General features: G+C 40.4%; 23 protein-coding genes. 3 read left to right on the forward strand and 20 right to left on the reverse strand.

All coding sequences use genetic code 11. The annotated features are described in order from the left end of the window. Positions 1-2: 2 nt before the first annotated feature. The 16 genes from LCD32_RS13890 to LCD32_RS13965 form a co-directional block, all read right to left on the reverse strand. Positions 3-215 (reverse strand): hypothetical protein, encoded by a 213-nt coding sequence (locus LCD32_RS13890; RefSeq protein WP_008344108.1) that lies wholly within the window; start codon positions 213-215, stop codon positions 3-5. Further along, on the reverse strand, positions 202-657 hold the full coding sequence (locus LCD32_RS13895; protein WP_181891747.1) for a DUF6838 family protein: 456 nt from the start codon (positions 655-657) through the stop codon (positions 202-204). Before LCD32_RS13895 ends, LCD32_RS13890 begins: the two co-directional genes overlap by 14 nt. A 4-nt stretch (positions 658-661) precedes the next feature. Further along, positions 662-1,159, reverse strand: a complete 498-nt coding sequence (locus LCD32_RS13900; protein WP_224564028.1) for an HK97 gp10 family phage protein — start codon at positions 1,157-1,159, stop codon at positions 662-664. Beyond that, on the reverse strand, positions 1,156-1,512 hold the full coding sequence (locus LCD32_RS13905) for a YqbH/XkdH family protein (RefSeq protein WP_056702588.1): 357 nt from the start codon (positions 1,510-1,512) through the stop codon (positions 1,156-1,158). The genes LCD32_RS13900 and LCD32_RS13905 overlap by 4 nt, the downstream gene beginning before the upstream one ends. After that, a complete protein-coding gene (locus LCD32_RS13910; protein WP_056702591.1) occupies positions 1,509-1,892 on the reverse strand; it encodes a DUF3199 family protein in 384 nt (127 codons plus the stop codon). The genes LCD32_RS13905 and LCD32_RS13910 overlap by 4 nt, the downstream gene beginning before the upstream one ends. Before the next feature lie 13 nt (positions 1,893-1,905). Beyond that, positions 1,906-2,829, reverse strand: coding sequence for a phage major capsid protein (locus tag LCD32_RS13915; protein WP_144739419.1), 924 nt, complete (start codon positions 2,827-2,829; stop codon positions 1,906-1,908). A gap of 22 nt (positions 2,830-2,851) precedes the next feature. Then, positions 2,852-3,943, reverse strand: a complete 1,092-nt coding sequence (locus LCD32_RS13920; RefSeq protein ID WP_125589763.1) for an XkdF-like putative serine protease domain-containing protein — start codon at positions 3,941-3,943, stop codon at positions 2,852-2,854. A gap of 34 nt (positions 3,944-3,977) precedes the next feature. Beyond that, entirely contained in the window at positions 3,978-5,435 is a 1,458-nt protein-coding gene (locus tag LCD32_RS13925; RefSeq protein WP_039169994.1) for a phage portal protein, read from the reverse strand. Next, positions 5,432-6,733 (reverse strand): PBSX family phage terminase large subunit, encoded by a 1,302-nt coding sequence (locus LCD32_RS13930; protein WP_164072394.1) that lies wholly within the window; start codon positions 6,731-6,733, stop codon positions 5,432-5,434. The genes LCD32_RS13925 and LCD32_RS13930 overlap by 4 nt, the downstream gene beginning before the upstream one ends. Before the next feature lie 8 nt (positions 6,734-6,741). Further along, the gene (terS, locus tag LCD32_RS13935; RefSeq protein ID WP_058213668.1) at positions 6,742-7,389 is read right to left on the reverse strand and encodes a phage terminase small subunit; all 648 of its coding nucleotides are present in this window, start codon (positions 7,387-7,389) and stop codon (positions 6,742-6,744) included. A gap of 152 nt (positions 7,390-7,541) precedes the next feature. Beyond that, the gene (locus LCD32_RS13940; RefSeq protein WP_017358981.1) at positions 7,542-8,060 is read right to left on the reverse strand and encodes a sigma-70 family RNA polymerase sigma factor; all 519 of its coding nucleotides are present in this window, start codon (positions 8,058-8,060) and stop codon (positions 7,542-7,544) included. A 124-nt stretch (positions 8,061-8,184) separates the two neighbouring features. Continuing rightward, positions 8,185-8,370, reverse strand: coding sequence for an XtrA/YqaO family protein (locus LCD32_RS13945; protein ID WP_370648332.1), 186 nt, complete (start codon positions 8,368-8,370; stop codon positions 8,185-8,187). Between the two features lie 17 nt (positions 8,371-8,387). Then, positions 8,388-8,792: a hypothetical protein gene (locus tag LCD32_RS13950; RefSeq protein ID WP_060781344.1), complete on the reverse strand. Its 405-nt coding sequence runs from the start codon at positions 8,790-8,792 to the stop codon at positions 8,388-8,390. Between the two features lie 102 nt (positions 8,793-8,894). Then, positions 8,895-9,089 (reverse strand): hypothetical protein, encoded by a 195-nt coding sequence (locus LCD32_RS13955; protein WP_224564031.1) that lies wholly within the window; start codon positions 9,087-9,089, stop codon positions 8,895-8,897. Continuing rightward, the gene (locus tag LCD32_RS13960; protein ID WP_008344135.1) at positions 9,067-9,219 is read right to left on the reverse strand and encodes a hypothetical protein; all 153 of its coding nucleotides are present in this window, start codon (positions 9,217-9,219) and stop codon (positions 9,067-9,069) included. Before LCD32_RS13960 ends, LCD32_RS13955 begins: the two co-directional genes overlap by 23 nt. 18 nt (positions 9,220-9,237) lie before the next feature. Further along, complete coding sequence (locus LCD32_RS13965; RefSeq protein ID WP_017358976.1) at positions 9,238-9,477, reverse strand: helix-turn-helix transcriptional regulator; 240 nt, start codon at positions 9,475-9,477, stop codon at positions 9,238-9,240. Between the two features lie 159 nt (positions 9,478-9,636). Between LCD32_RS13965 and LCD32_RS13970 the strand changes: the two genes are divergently transcribed. From LCD32_RS13970 to bioB, 3 genes are all read left to right on the forward strand, one after another. Continuing rightward, complete coding sequence (locus tag LCD32_RS13970; protein ID WP_007500560.1) at positions 9,637-10,014, forward strand: helix-turn-helix domain-containing protein; 378 nt, start codon at positions 9,637-9,639, stop codon at positions 10,012-10,014. A 242-nt stretch (positions 10,015-10,256) separates the two neighbouring features. Beyond that, the gene (locus LCD32_RS13975) at positions 10,257-10,607 is read left to right on the forward strand and encodes a hypothetical protein (protein WP_003213146.1); all 351 of its coding nucleotides are present in this window, start codon (positions 10,257-10,259) and stop codon (positions 10,605-10,607) included. 254 nt (positions 10,608-10,861) lie between these two features. Further along, positions 10,862-11,857, forward strand: coding sequence for a biotin synthase BioB (gene bioB / locus LCD32_RS13980; RefSeq protein WP_017358975.1), 996 nt, complete (start codon positions 10,862-10,864; stop codon positions 11,855-11,857). A gap of 41 nt (positions 11,858-11,898) precedes the next feature. Here bioB and LCD32_RS13985 read toward each other — a convergent pair whose 3' ends face one another. From LCD32_RS13985 to LCD32_RS14000, 4 genes are all read right to left on the reverse strand, one after another. Then, positions 11,899-12,372 carry a hypothetical protein gene (locus tag LCD32_RS13985; RefSeq protein WP_008344156.1) on the reverse strand — a complete coding sequence of 158 codons (474 nt, stop codon included), beginning with the start codon at positions 12,370-12,372 and terminating at the stop codon, positions 11,899-11,901. Positions 12,373-12,543: 171 nt separating this feature from the next. After that, complete coding sequence (locus LCD32_RS13990; protein WP_024719699.1) at positions 12,544-13,377, reverse strand: undecaprenyl-diphosphate phosphatase; 834 nt, start codon at positions 13,375-13,377, stop codon at positions 12,544-12,546. 127 nt (positions 13,378-13,504) lie between these two features. After that, the gene (locus LCD32_RS13995) at positions 13,505-14,647 is read right to left on the reverse strand and encodes an AI-2E family transporter (protein ID WP_007500555.1); all 1,143 of its coding nucleotides are present in this window, start codon (positions 14,645-14,647) and stop codon (positions 13,505-13,507) included. Between the two features lie 51 nt (positions 14,648-14,698). Then, positions 14,699-15,106, reverse strand: coding sequence for a DoxX family protein (locus LCD32_RS14000; RefSeq protein ID WP_135226211.1), 408 nt, complete (start codon positions 15,104-15,106; stop codon positions 14,699-14,701). Between the last annotated feature and the right edge of the window lie 18 nt (positions 15,107-15,124).

Raw genomic sequence — 15,124 nt, forward strand, 5'->3', positions numbered from 1 at the left:
CTTTAAACCTCCTTGGACAAAAAAGCATCGATGTGCTTCTTTGCTTCTGTTTTTGTAATTGGTTGATGTTTGATATAAAAAAGAGCACCTTCAAGGATTTCTGGTTTTACCCCAAAAAGATCCTTACTGTGCTCTTTTAAGGCTTCAAATGAAAAGCCAAATTCTTTTTCTTCGCCCGCTGTTTGATCGAGCTGTGTTTTTTTAGTCTTGCTCACGTTTGATCACCCCATCTGAAAAATTGATATCTTCTAGGCTTGGCTGTTTATCTCGGTTGTACCAATAGCTGCTATCCCATGTCAGGACAATCGCTGCTACACCTTGATCTATGATTCTTGTTTCCACTCTTTTTATGCGGACATAATCATCAAGCACCTCTCCATCTTCACTGATCATCTGAATGATTTGACGATCAGCAAGCAATGCATCGACGACTGTTTCCGCCGCATCATGCGCTTTTTCTGTATCCATATGAAACACTTTCACTTGCAGCGAATAAGATTTCATAAAAGTAGACACTGTATCTGGACCACTAATGACAGTCACTGGCGGCACATAAACAGATGGCACTTGAAAACGCTCTGGCAGAAGACGATCATACATTTTCACTGGATAGCGTGTGTATATATAATTCATGATTGCCCCGACTTCTTGATTCATTCCATCACCTCCCAAAATGTCGATCGATCCAGCTTTGAAGCTTTCGATCCAGCGAGTGTTCAAACATTTGTTCATAGAGCATGACGGCATGATCCCAGTACCCATTTCCTTCAATCCATTGAGATGAAAGCATCATGCCAGTAATGGCATTCGGATCATATTCAAAGCGGCTGCCGTTCCATCTGCCAGGCACCCATCTTCGTTCTCCATTTGAAGAAATGGCATGTCCATCATTCACGTAAGAGGCATAATCGAGCTGTGTCCCTACTTCTAGCGTGAGCCCGCCTCGGGAAGTGAGAAAGTGATTCTCCTTGTCACCTTTTTGAAAGGAATTGAGGAGACGGCCTGTATCAACAGCCTTTTCTTTGATGATTTCATCTTGAATGATGTCTAAAAACTGTAAGCCCATTTCCTGTAACCACTCTTGATATTGCGCCGTTAAGCCGCCACTATTTTCCTGTTGGAGCTGGGATAGCAGCCGGTCAAGTCCATCAATTTTCATAGGTTTTCCTTTCTGACGGCCATCACTTCCATGTGATGATTTTTCACTCTTTTTGGCTGCTGCAATTTGAGTGAGATGCCGTTCCACACCATTTTGTCATGCAAGCGAATGTCGCTTGCTAAAGGGAAATGGACGAGATAGGACTGATAGATGACTGTATTCGGTTCTTCTTGCACGAGTGACTGGCTTTTTTCTACAACATAGCAAGACACATCTCTCATACTTGGTGTATCAGGATAAGAGATGTCCGTTTGCAGATCTCCTGCTGGTATACCAAATTTGCCGCGGACTGCCTCTTCATTCTCTAAGTGAAAAAGATCACAGCGATCCGTTAATAGAGAATCATAACTCATAATGATCTCACCTTTAAATTGGCGCTGCCGCCAGTTAGTGAAGGTTCAATATAATCAACAAGAAGGGCATACACATAAGGTCTGCCTTTCACTTTGTCCGCTGCCTTTGCATATGAATAATCACCCATTTTTTCTGAAGTCAAGCCTTTTATCATGGATTCATCATCATTCAGCATGGCAAAATACTGGGCCATTTTTAATAAGGCGATCCTTGCTTTTTCAGGAATGGGCTGATATTTTTCATGTGTAAAATCGTGCCCGACAATTTGAAATACCGCTGCTTCTGCTTCAATAATATCTGCCGCTAGTCTCTCTACAGAACGATTTTTCACGCGATCAAATACAGAATAGGCTTGTAGTTCCTCAGCAGAAATGATCATAGCCTGCTGTCACCTACTCTTTCACTTTCATTACTTTGGCTACAGCATCCTCTTCCTCAAATTTGCTGTCGAGCTTCGCTGTCAGAACAATGATAAACTTACGGCTGCGAATATCTTTTTCTACTTCAATACGAATATTGCGAGAAAACCCTACGATAATGTTTTTCGGATGTGTCAGTAAAATATCTGATACGTCTGTTCCTTCTTCATCATATGGCTGCATATTGGCAAGACCTTTGACCGGAACACCGAATGCAGAAGAAAGTCCGCCTTGAATCGCCGCATCTCCGAGACCGGTCTGACGGTTTGCTACTTGGTCTTTCCACTCGACCTCTAAACTTGGGGATGTATAAAAACGGAAATCCTGAGGTACACGTAAATATTTTGACGGCATCGCTTTATAGGCTTGTTTGAACATTTGACGGCTAATTTCCGCTCCATTCGCATCGACAATATGAGAAACTGCCTGTTTTCGTACGCCATCCATTTGAGCTAAAAATGGATCTTGTGATGTTGTATCACCGTTGACGATCAGTTCTTCAATATCGACTGCCGCTCGTTCCGCCAGCATTTGCATAATGGTCTGCTGAATCCCGTCTTTTTCAATGTTGTTTTCAATGCTGTCGTACGTCATATGGATCTCAGCAATGACTTCTTTTGCATTGAGCTGGACAGTGCTTGTCGCTGGGACAACACGGTCTTTTGCATCAAGCACTTTGCCTTCTTCTGCTGGGCGTAAAATGCGCTGACCGAAGCCGATTTTTTCGATTTTTTGTGAATCACTTTCCATTGGAATGATACGTGCATCATTTAAAACGGTTGGTGTATTTTGCATCATTCTAATGAATGTGTTGGATTGGGCTGCGTTCATGAGACCGCCTGTTTTTAAGCTGGCAAGTGTCATTTCAGCCTTGCGAATCAACTCTTGATTTCTCACACTTTTTCCTCCTTATTTAGGCTTATAGTAAGCCATCCCATATGGGCTTTGTCATATCATTTTGTGTATCGTGATTTGTTTGTTTAGAAATGCCCCGCGCTTTTTCAAGCATGTGTATCCGCTCTGAAATAGGCAGTAGCTGTTGCTGAAGCACTTCCTGAATCGCTGCTTTTTCTCTGCCTGCTGATTTCTCTAAGGAAGAGAGCTGATGACGAATTGGCGCAACCACTTGCTCCAGCACTTTTTGTACAGGTTCTTCTTCACCTGTTTGATCTGTCCCTTGTTTATCCGCTTGTTGTAAAACGTTGTCGATGGCCATTTTTGCTTTTTCTAGTTCGCGTACTTGATCAGTCGTTAATCCGGCATCTTGCTTTTGAACGGATGCTGGTCTTTCACCAATCGTTTGGAGGACATCATTTGTTTTCAACACATCCTGCACAATTGGAATCAATTGTTCAAGTGCCGCTCTTACGCTAGACTCATCACCATCACTTGACTGCAACGTTTCCAGCAGATGATCTAAAACGCTCCAAAATTGTTGTGGCATATTTGCACCTTCCTCTTTCAAAAAGAAATTTTTCAGCAAAGAAAAAAGCCCTCTCTCGTTCGTTTCTTGAGATAGGAGCTGATCGTGTTCCTCTATTGCGATGATGTCTGCTGTTCCAGCCATTGAGTAGCCTGTAATGTGGCCTTGCTGAATTTGGTCCCAAATATCTTGTGATGCTTTTGTCACAAGTACCCAAGATCCTTTTTGAATCAGCTCTCCGCCTACTTCAAAATCCGCTGGGGCAATGTATGATTCGACGACTTCGCCAACACCATCTTGAAAATCATGCTGTTTATCAATGTGACGGGCATCTTTCATAAAACCGTGTGCTGCTCTTTCAATTTCTTTGGCCGACATAAAGTCTTGATGTGCATCAGGTGTATTCGGTTCATACACGACGCCATATACGAGGCGATGCGCATCATCTGCCTTCGTCAGGACACTGACTTCTTTTTGAAAGTCAGGCTGCTTTTTCTTTGCTTTCATCAAGAAAAATTTCTTTTGGTTGGCGGCCTTGTCCACATAGGAAACATGTGTAATTTTTGCGTTTTTTAATTCCCTTGGCATATGTTCACCCCCTTTCAAAAAAGCTCACGTCCTTTTATTTCTCCAGCTGGTTTGACTCTGATGGAGACAGCCCATCAGCTGTTTTTATGCGGCTTTCTAAAGGTCGGTGGTAGAATTCTTCCGGCCATTCCTCTAACGTCTTACCAAGAATACGCCCCGCAAGATCTCGTAAATCATTTGGCGATACTGCCCCAGCCTGAATAAATGGTGTCAGAACCTTCGCTATCTCTAATGGATCTCTAAAGTCAGGACCATTTAATAGAAAGCGGACATGCCATATATCTAAATCCGGGAGAAAAAGAGTATTGAGCTTCCCTGTAATAAGATGCCGCTCTGGCTGAAACACTTGCTCCTCCGTTGTTTTTCGCGCGGTATCTGCCGTGGCCTTGTTATAATCTTGTGACTCTCCTGTGTAAATAGGCGGCAGACGAAAAGCGGAGCGGATTTTGTTTCTCGTCTTTTCATCGTATTCTAAAAAGAGCGCATCCTCTTGCAGGATTTCCGCCAAGGATTTAAAGTTCACTTTGACATTTGATACATCTTCTTCACCTGTTAATCCTTTTTCTGTCGGAAGCCCTTCTACTTCAAGCAATAAAAACTTATGCGCATGATCAGACCCTTCAATATCATCCATATAATCTTGTAGCTGCTGATAAGAAGTCTCTGACAGCATGCCGTTTTCAACAATGATGGCACCAGGTACATGCCTTCCTTGCTTAAAATAAAGATAATTCAGCTCTTCTGCTTTTCGTGCGCCATACATATTGACGATGTTGCCAATCCAGCGGGGAATCCCATACGTCCCACTGCCAATTTTAAAATGAATGACTTCTGTTGCTTGAAGTGGTTCTGGTGTAGCATCATCGTACTTGCCTGTTTCATAGTTTAATATGCGCGGATCACCATACTCCTTGAAAAAGACTTTCTTCTCATTGATGACCTGCACATATTTTCGGAATCGTTTCTTGCGATTCATCGTCTTTAATTCGCCGTTTTCTGTGTAGCGGAATTCGACGTCGACTGGCTCACTCAGCTTGCAAATGCGGATATGGAGTGCATCCAAATACTCGATTCCTGCCGGCTTTCCTTGTCCATCCCGCAGCACCTCTAAAAAGCCATTTCCTGTTTTCTCCCGGTCTTCTAGGACATAACCAAGAATCACGTCAGCAGACTCATCATAGTTCATGTATTTCGTAAACTCTTCGAGTCTTGTCCATTCCTTCTCGGCTGTCTTCTTTTTGACCGGTTTCACATCTTCCGCATTAAAATCAAAGGCGTATTCCACCCCAAAGCCAAAGCCTAAAATGTTTGTTCGATACGCATCTATACATTGCTGAAGAATCGTTGAGTATTCTGCCATGCTTTTTAATTCATTGATATGGTAGGGCGGGGGGACAATGTCGTCTTTTTCGTATGAAAATTCATCCTCATACATTTGTTTTGTATGATCAGACATGTTGGCCTTCATAATCGTTGCTTTTAATTGTTTCATTGTATGGACCTCCTCTCTCGGTTTGGACGGACACGCTCTGAAGCAGTCTGTTTCAAATCGGTCACTTCATAATCATCTAGCGCATACCAAATGGCGGATAATGTGTGTGGATCGATTTGAAATTCATCTTCCTCTAAGCGGCCGTTCTTATCTGCCTTATAGGTTAGTGATTGAAGTTCATAGATGGTATAAGGGCAAGCATCAGAACAAATGATTTTCTTAAATCGTTTGATTTTCTTTGTATATTGCAAACGTGACCCTTGGAACTTATGCGCAGCGACCATTTGAAATCCGCGCTGCCGAAAATAGTGAATCGTTTTAGGCTCTGCTGCATCTGCCTTAATGAGTTCCTTTGATTCAACAAATTCTTTCAAATCAACAGCTGTTTCATCATCCGTTTTCCCGCGATCGTAATATTCCCAATAAATATATAAGTACTTTTTTTCATGATCGACAGCTAACCGAATGAGCGCATTGTAGGATTCGACAAATCCAAAATCCATCCCCGCTCGTTTCAGCGGTCTTTCAATCTGCCTGATCGCTTCTAATACGTCAGCATGCTGTCTGACCTCAAATTGCGGAAACACTTTTGTGCCATTGATACCGAAGTATCCCTTCCTTGCAATTCGATAAAGATCTGGATCGTATTCTTTCAGCTCATCCAGCTGCTTGACATAGCTTTTAGGAAGAAATAGATTGTCTTCTGCTGTTGAGTGGTGATAGTACGTATCTTTTATCACGATGGTTCGCTGTTTGTATAAGGTTTCGTCATCAAGGACAAAACGTTTCAGCTGCTCATCTCGAAAGAAATGTCTGTACGTCCAATTATCCTGACCAACGGGATTCGTCGATAACATCATATAAAGAGGTAAAACCGGATGTCTCAGCCTTCCAAGCAGTTCTTTAAACCCTTCATAAGAAACCTCGGAACACTCCTCAATCCAAATCATTGAGATGTTGTTGATCGACTTCAATTTCTCAGGCTTGTCCAGTCCTTTAAATAAAATGCTGCTCCCATTGCGAAAAGTGAGAGCAAGCGGTGAACTGCGGCACTTTACTAGATGATCGATGCCAAGATCGCTGACGATTTCTTGTAAAAGAGAATAGGTCGACTCCCGGTGCGTATCATACACTTCTCGAATGACAAGTGCTGTCCGTTTTTCCTCAAGCAGCTTTAAGATCAGCTTTAAAGCAATGTGATAGCTTTTGGATGAGCCATAGCCGCCTACTAAAAACTGAAACTTTTGATTCCAATCGAACAAAAAGTGTTCAAAGTGAGGATTGACTTCTTTTTCAATCAACGGCGTCATGAATCGTCCTCTTTTCTTTTGATCATGATATGAAGATCTTCTTCTTTTTCCTCACGAACTGCTTTTTTTGTTTTTTCGATTGTCAGCTCAATTTGCTTCAGCCTTAATCTTCGTTCATCTTTCGCATGAGCGAGCTCTTCAAACTGTTTAATCAGCCGTCTTAGCTCTCCCATTGCACGAGATTGGGCATTTAAAAAAGTGGCATGCCGATCCCATGAAAATTGAAACGAAAATTCCTCTGCCGTGATCTCTGGCTCTGGATGAATGCCTTCACCTGTTTCTTCCTCTAATGAAGAAGGCAAGTACGTCGCCTTTTTCAGTTCTTTGATCATGTCATCTTGATCTGCTACATGCATGATGCGCTGCGCTCGAATAATGGCTGCGTATTGAATTTGAATTTGATCCCAGATGATATCAAGAGATGTGCGTCCATCCATTTTTTCCATGATTTCAATCGTTTCATCTGAAAGAAATTGATGAAAGATCGAGTGCGCCTGCTTTGACGGTGTTTTTTGTCTTTGCCAGCCGTATCGTCTTTTCCATGATTTGACGGTATGGATGGAGACGTTGTATTGATCCGCTAGCTGCTGGTACGTCATCCCTTTCATATAATCCTGCTTAGCCTCTATCCGTTTATCTTTCATTTACATTCACCTGCCGCCTCCTTTTAGTTCGAATGATTCCCTGAAGAGGAATCATTTGTGCCGGGCTAGCAAACATTCGTTTGGTCTTTCTAACTATAGGTGGCAACTGTAAGACAAGCTTTTGAAGATTGATGTGATGAAAGAAAAAACGCCTATTCAGCTGCTTTGAATAGGCGTTCTTGTACTTTTTTGGACATTTTGGTCCGAGCTCTTTCCATATGTTTTTGGACTGTTCCTTTTTTTACATCTAGCATGATCGCAATCTCGCTAAATGACAGACCCTGCGTTGTGTGCATAAAAAATACGTCTTTCTCTCGATCTGTCAAAACGGATAAGGCTTCGTCAATTCGCCTTTTGTCCCGCTCACTTACCTCTCTTTCTTTCTCTTGAATGAGGGTGTATTCATGTGATAAAGCCTCTAATACCTCTTGATTAGCAAGAATGGTGCGCTGATACACAGACCGTCTATCTAATCCTCTGCGTGCGCCCGGCTCTCTACCGATTTGAAGCCATTCCACCACGTATTCTAAATCACTGACCATACTGGCGATCATTTTTTGATCATGTTTGTCCTGATCTGACATCTGTTTCTCTTCTTTGTCTTTCAATTGTTCATATCGTTTTCTGGCATCTTTTAAACTTCTTTTATATTCAATCAGTAAATCTTGCATCTATGCTCTCTCCCTTTTTTAAGAAAATAAAAAACGGACACCAATCAGCCCCTTTCTATAGGGTCTTGATCAGTGTCCGCAGGCTTTCCGTCTTGGACTTATTCAGTTGTTTTTGTTCATCAGACTAGCTGATTTTAAAACCAATCTCATGATCGACTCTTGCAAAATGCCCTTTTGCTGTTTGAATAATTGTTTTTCCATGCTCAGGTACATCCATCATATAAGCCGTTCCTACGTTTCCATCTAACACAATGACTTGAATCTTTCCTTTTTCCATTTCACCGACAAATGTCTGGTTTTCTTGAATCATGAGTTGTTTTGGCTCGTTCATATGCTTGTCTCCTTATTTGGTGGTGAGGATCTCATATCATCACCCATCGTATTTAAAATGATTTCCATTCGAGGACGCATGCTATAAAACTGTGAAACTCTTAATTCTACAATCTGTAAAGAGGCGTCATCGGTAAAGGCATGAAGTGCTTCTTGTATATACTGCAAATTTGGTTGAAGAATGCTGATGTGTACCGGGCGTATCAAGCCTTTTTCAGCAGATGTACGCGTGTCTTGGCTGTTCGCTAGATCAATGGGCATATTGTAAAATGAGCGAATGTCGAGTGATAATGCGCCTTTTATTTTGCTTGTGCATTGTGCTTTTGTGGCTGTTTGAATTCTGTTTATCAATGTCTCTTTTGTGCATAAATGTTCTTTTTCAATGATAAAATGAAGGACCATGCTACGATCTCCCGTCATCCTACGCCCACTGCCGAATGTCTTGTTCGTTTTGACCCGCATTGAGTAAACATTTCAGGAATGTCATGATTTGCTTCAATCGATTCATGTCGCATTCATCCTTTCCTTCTTCTTGTCATCAACATCTTTTTCTGCCATGAGGGTCATGTATGTGCGTTTTTCTTCTGCCGTGGGGAAAGCAAACATCGGCTCTTTTTGATGAAAAGTGATCCAGCCGCCAGCTTTTACTAGGCAATGCTGTGCTTCTTTTCGGGCATCAAATGTCATCTGATGTCTCATCATCATCAAATCCTTTCTCACGGTTCTCGTCCTCTAATCGATAACCATTTCGGGACATTTCATATGGCCAGTAACGTTTTGGATAGCCGAAATCATTCATTTGTGTCACCATCGGATGTTCGATATTCATTCTGTTTGTCTCCCCTTTTTAAGAACGGTCTTCCTCAAGACTATTACTCTTTTTGTGTAACTTTTGACCAAAAAAAAGCTCTTGAACACCGATATTTAGCAAATCTGCAATATGCTTGGCTATTTCTAAGCTGGGCTTTGTTCGGCCCATTTCTATATTTGCATAGCCACTCGTGTACTTATATCCAAGTTTTTTCGCCATATACGTTTGTGTTTTTCCTTGTAATATTCGTTCTTCTCGTAAATTTTCAAGTTTCATGTTTCCACCTCTTACTCATTATGTGTAAGTTATATTCATTATGATAATATACACAAAACGAGTAAGTCAATCATATTTTTATTCTTTTTGTGTATTTATTTATCTTTTCCGTGTAATTCATGATAAAATTTACACATAATATGAAAAAAGGTGTTTCCGATGGATAATTTGACTGGAAAGATTCTAACTGAATTAAGAGAGAAACATGGATGGAGTAAGTCTACCGTTGCCAAAAAACTTGGATTAAAGGCGATGTCAACCTATGCTAACTGGGAATATGGATTGAGAAAGCCAGATGGTGAAATGATTGTGAAAATCGCCGAGTTATACGGGGTCTCAACAGATTATCTTCTCACAGGTAAAGACAAAAACGCCTCTGATGACGATCTTGCAGATGATCCTGATTTGCAAATTGCGTTTAAAGCTGCCTCCGATTTTTCTGAAGAAGCACGAAGACAAACCATCGACTTTATTAACTACATTAGAGAGAAAGAAAAACAAAAAGGCCGTCAGCCAAAACAGACAGACGACAAATAAAAGATCTCTTTTCATAAAGCATCACATAGCTGGGTAGATACCCAGCTTTTTTTATGTCTCTTTTTCCCCCTAAAAAAGAATGACATATGAATAAAAAATCATGTTTTTTGGGATAAAATCGTCTTCCCCTACATAATATGTGACAATTTTCACCAAAAATACTCATTTTTCCACTTATTTTGATTGACATATAATTCTATTATTATTAATATATGTATATACCAAAAAAAGGAGTGTTACCGATGAAAAAATTAATGAAAGCTTGTACATTGTCTTTAGCTGCTTTAGGTGCTCTTACGTTCTTCCAAACAGAAGGTGCTCATGCAGCTGCACAGCCTAAAGAACCAGTTATAGCAAAAGCTCCTATTATGAATAAAGTGATTACGGTGAACCGCACACTTACTGTAGGTTCTTCAATCGCTGTTTCACTTCCAGCAAGTCAAATTTCTGTCTCAGGCGCAACGTATGCCATTCAATTAGACCAAACTGCTCCAAACTTCACATGGATCCGTGCTGTACAACGCGGTTCTGTTACAGTGTCTTACTATAATTCACTAGGGGAGCTTGTTATTAACTATATTACTGTTCGTTAAGCGATTTTTTTCATATGAAAAGGCGATGACTATATGTTCATCGCCTTTTTGTGTTTTTTGTGTTTTTTGTGTTTTTTGTGTTTTTTGTGTTTTTTGTGTTTTTTGTGTTTTTTGTGTTTTTTGTGTTTTTTGTGTTTTTTGTGTTTTTTGTGTTTTTTGTGTTTTTACTTAGGATGCTTACCAGTGCTTGCCAATCTCTATCTATTATGTTAACTTTTAATAAAAATAAGTTTACATATTGAGAGGGGCTTATGATGGGAAAAATAACGTCTTTGTCTTGGGAAACGATCGTGAAGAAAGCCATCAATGATGAACCAATTACGATGGAAGAAGGTCTAAAAATTCTTGAAGCAGACGACGCAGAGTTGCTGCCTATTATGCATGCTGCTTATCAGGTGAGATTTCATTTTTTTCAAAAAAAGGTGAAATTAAATATGATCTTTAACGCCAAAAGCGGATATTGTCCTGAAAACTGCGGGTATTGTTCACAATCGGTGATTTCAACAGCTCTGCTTGAGAGATATACAATGCTTGACCAAAAAACCATTGTGGCCGGTGCGCGTGAGGCGTTAAAAAGAAAAGCGGGGACTTATTGTATTGTAGCAAGCGGGAGAGCACCTTCGCACCGTGAATTAGATGAAGTCACCGCAGCAGTAAAGGAAATTACTGAGACGATGCCTTTGAAGGTGTGTGCATGCCTTGGGTTATTAAATGAAGAAAAAGCGAAACGGCTGAAGGAAGCGGGTGTTCATCGGTATAATCATAATCTCAATACACATCAAGATCATCATGCTCAAATTACAACGACCCATACGTATGATGACCGCGTATCGACCATTGAGAAGGTCAAACAGTCAGGGATGTCACCATGTTCAGGGGTTATTATTGGAATGGGCGAAACCAATCAACAAATTGTCGAAATGGCTTTTGCGCTTAGAGCCCTTGATGCGGATTCGATTCCCGTCAACTTTCTCCATGCAATTGAAGGAACGCCTCTTGAACATCAAGAACGTACACATCCAATCAAAGCGTTGAAGGTTTTGGCACTGATGCGATTTATCAACCCGGCTAAGGAAATTCGAGTATCTGGGGGAAGAGAGTTTAATTTACGAACGCTTCAGCCTCTCGCATTATATGCAGCGAACTCTATTTTTGTAGGCGATTATTTAACGACAAAAGGACAGCAAGTTCAAACCGATCATCACATCATTGAAGATTTAGGTTTTGAAATAGAAGAATGTGCGCTTTAAAAAAAGTCTGCCGATGAATCGGCAGACTTTTGACGTTGAGATTAGAATCTTTTATGGAAATCGACAGTACCGCTTCCTTCTTCGCGGTCAAAGCTGCCAACAAAAGTCCAGTTAATATAGCCGCCGTCACCATTGTTGACAAACGTACCATCTTCAAATACCCAAATACCAAACGTAATGCCGTCATATTCAACACTATCATAATAGACAACATTGTTCAGTCCGCTAAAGTCATGATCTTGGCTTAAGTTTTGAACAACTACGTTGTAATTTTGACCTGCTTCATAAAATGCACTGTATGCCGCATTTTTTACAAATCCATCACGATTTTGAGATGATTTTACTGCTTGTTCAATTTTATCAGCAATGGCTACTGGATCAATCGAGACACTTCCATCGACACCTGTTGTCGTAGCAGCTTCAGCCTTTTGACCAAAAGTCGTAAGAGATAAAGGGACAGCAACCATTGACGTAGCAATCACAGAGCTAACAAAAAATTTACTTGTTTTCCTCATTATTTCTAACTCCTCCTTTAATTGGTATGTTTATGTACTACCCTTTTCTTTGTCACTTAAACACTAATTTAAGAAAAAACTTCTTTTTCTACCAATTAAGAGGCTGTTTTTACTGTTTAAAAGGGCAAAATAACAAAAAAACTACTCTTTTAAAAGAGTAGTTTTCCATCATTACATAAACAGGATAAATAAAATCAGACCTAGGATGATTCGGTAGATCGCAAAAGGCACAAGTTTGATTTTATTAATCAGTTTTAGGAAGAATCGAACAACAAAGAGAGCCACAATAAACGCACTCACAAAGCCCACAATAAAGAATGGAAGCATGTCTGTTGTTAAATATTCGGCATTTTTAACAAGTGTCAAGAGGCTTGCTCCCGCCATAATCGGCATGGCCATAATAAACGTAAAGTCAGCCGCCGCTCGGTGATTCAGTCCAAGAATAACACCACCTGCTATTGTAGAACCTGAACGCGAGAAGCCTGGCCATAGTGCTAAACATTGAAATAGCCCGATATACAGCGCTTGTCTGTACGTCATATTATCCACAGAGCTTGTTTCTGTTTTACGTTTATTGATCCAATCAGCGACAAGCATCAGCACAGCCCCCAAAATCAAACCGACAGCGACCGTTCTCACATCAAACAAATATTTATCAATATAATCTTCAAATAAGAATCCTAAAATGACGGCTGGGACGAGTCCAACAGCAATTTGAGCAATGGTCAGCTTATGTCCGCTGCGCTTTTGTTCTTCTGTGATATTTTTCTTTAAGCCTAACAAGTTCAAAATACGATCTTTGAACACGATCATGACAGCTAAAATAGAACCTAACTGAATCACGACTTTAAATGTGTTTGCAGCCTCTGGCGTAATGATGTCTTTTGATTTTAGCCAAAGATCATCAACAATGATCATATGCCCTGTAGACGAGACAGGTGCATACTCTGTTAATCCTTCGACAATTCCTAAAACCAGTGCCACGAATAAATCCCATAGATTCATGATTTTCTTTCCTTTCAATTCTGATCTTTTGAACTGGCCAAACATCTATGTCCACATAAAGACAAGCTTTCTTTTTCGAAAGCTCGTCTTTATGATACTATATTTTTTTCTAAAAAAGATTATGACATCAAACCTTTTCTTCTTTATACAAATTGGATCGCATTTTGAACCAATCAAACAGGTGGGTCGTGATCACTTTCAGAACGGCATACGTCGGAATCGCGACAATGATGCCGACTACGCTGAACAATTTACCTGCTGTTAATAGAACAAAAATAATCGTAATCGGATGGATATGAAGGTTTTTCCCCATGACCTGAGGAGAAATGAATTTCCCTTCAATAAGTTGAACCACTGTCCAGACAATGATGAGTTTTAAAAGCATCACTGGTGATGTCACAAGCGCAATCACAATCGCTGGTGTAATCGCAATGGTTGGACCAAGGTATGGCACTACACTTGTACATGCCGCAATAATTGCCAGCAGCAGCGCATAGTCAAGTCCAATAATCATATAGCCAATTAAAAGAAGAATACCGATACAGAAGCTGACAATGATCTGCCCGCGTATATAAGAACTTAGACGATGGTTCATTTCGTGAAGCACGATATGAGTATGGTCTCTAAACTTATTCGGGATAAATTTCAAGAAATAGTCAGGCAGTTTTTTGCCGTCTTTTAATAGATAAAACAGAATGAACGGAACCGTCACGATCGAGATGATAATTTCAGTAAGCGCCCCTAAGAAAGTGCCGACTCCGGTAAAAGTACTTTCCAAAATCTTCGTCGCTTGACTTGACGCTTTACTCACCAATTCAGAGACGTTAAAGTTCATCGTTTTCTGCACTTGACTAATAAAGTTGCTTCCAGTTAATTGTCTAATCTGTTCTTCTACCGTATCAACGTATTTTGGCAGATTATGAAACAGACTCATCGTTTGTGCTTGTAAAAAAGGAATAATAGATACAATGGTCACTGTAATGATCCCAATAATGACGATATATAAAAGCAAAATCGAAAAGATCCGTTTGACCTTAAATCTCTCTAATAAATTCACAATTGGATTTAATAAATAATACACAACCCCCGTTAAAATAATCGGTAAGGCAATGGTTTTGATGAGTACAATGAGCGGTGTGAAAATAAAAGATGCTTTCATGAAAACAAGGATATTCAACCCTATTAATAGCAGGATGAGTAAAAAGAGAACAAACTTGTTATCAAGAAAAAATTTTCTAAATCGACTGCTCCACATTTGCATAGAATTCATATCTTTCCTCCAAACACGGGCTATTTTATTAGTAAATTGTACACTACTTGATCATCTTTTTGTGATCATTGTTTTAGCTTTTTTTTCATGTTTCGCAATGGACATGGCCCATCCAATCAAAATCGGTTGTCCGATTAATCTCATCCATAACAAGGCTTGTTCTGTGCTCTCTTGCCCTGGAAATGGAATCCCTTCTCTCGCAGCAAATAGGTTCGCAGGGAAAATGAGCACCAGATAGACAGCGATCATTTTTGCTGCCACAATCCTTACGTTTGGAAGAAGCAGTAATACGGCCAGCAGCCATTCCAAGCATGCGGTGGCATAAATGATGCCATAGGGAAATGGCCATCCAGACATCATGCGGGCAAAGCCGCTTGGCTCTATCACATGAAAAACACCGGCTGCTATAAATAAAAGCGCGAATGCGTATGTACTTCCTATATGTAGGATGCGCTTCATGTTCGTTTCCTCCTCCCT

It is taken from the genome of Bacillus sp. RSS_NA_20, assembly GCF_020165915.1.
GTDB classification, from domain to species: domain Bacteria; phylum Bacillota; class Bacilli; order Bacillales; family Bacillaceae; genus Bacillus; species Bacillus altitudinis.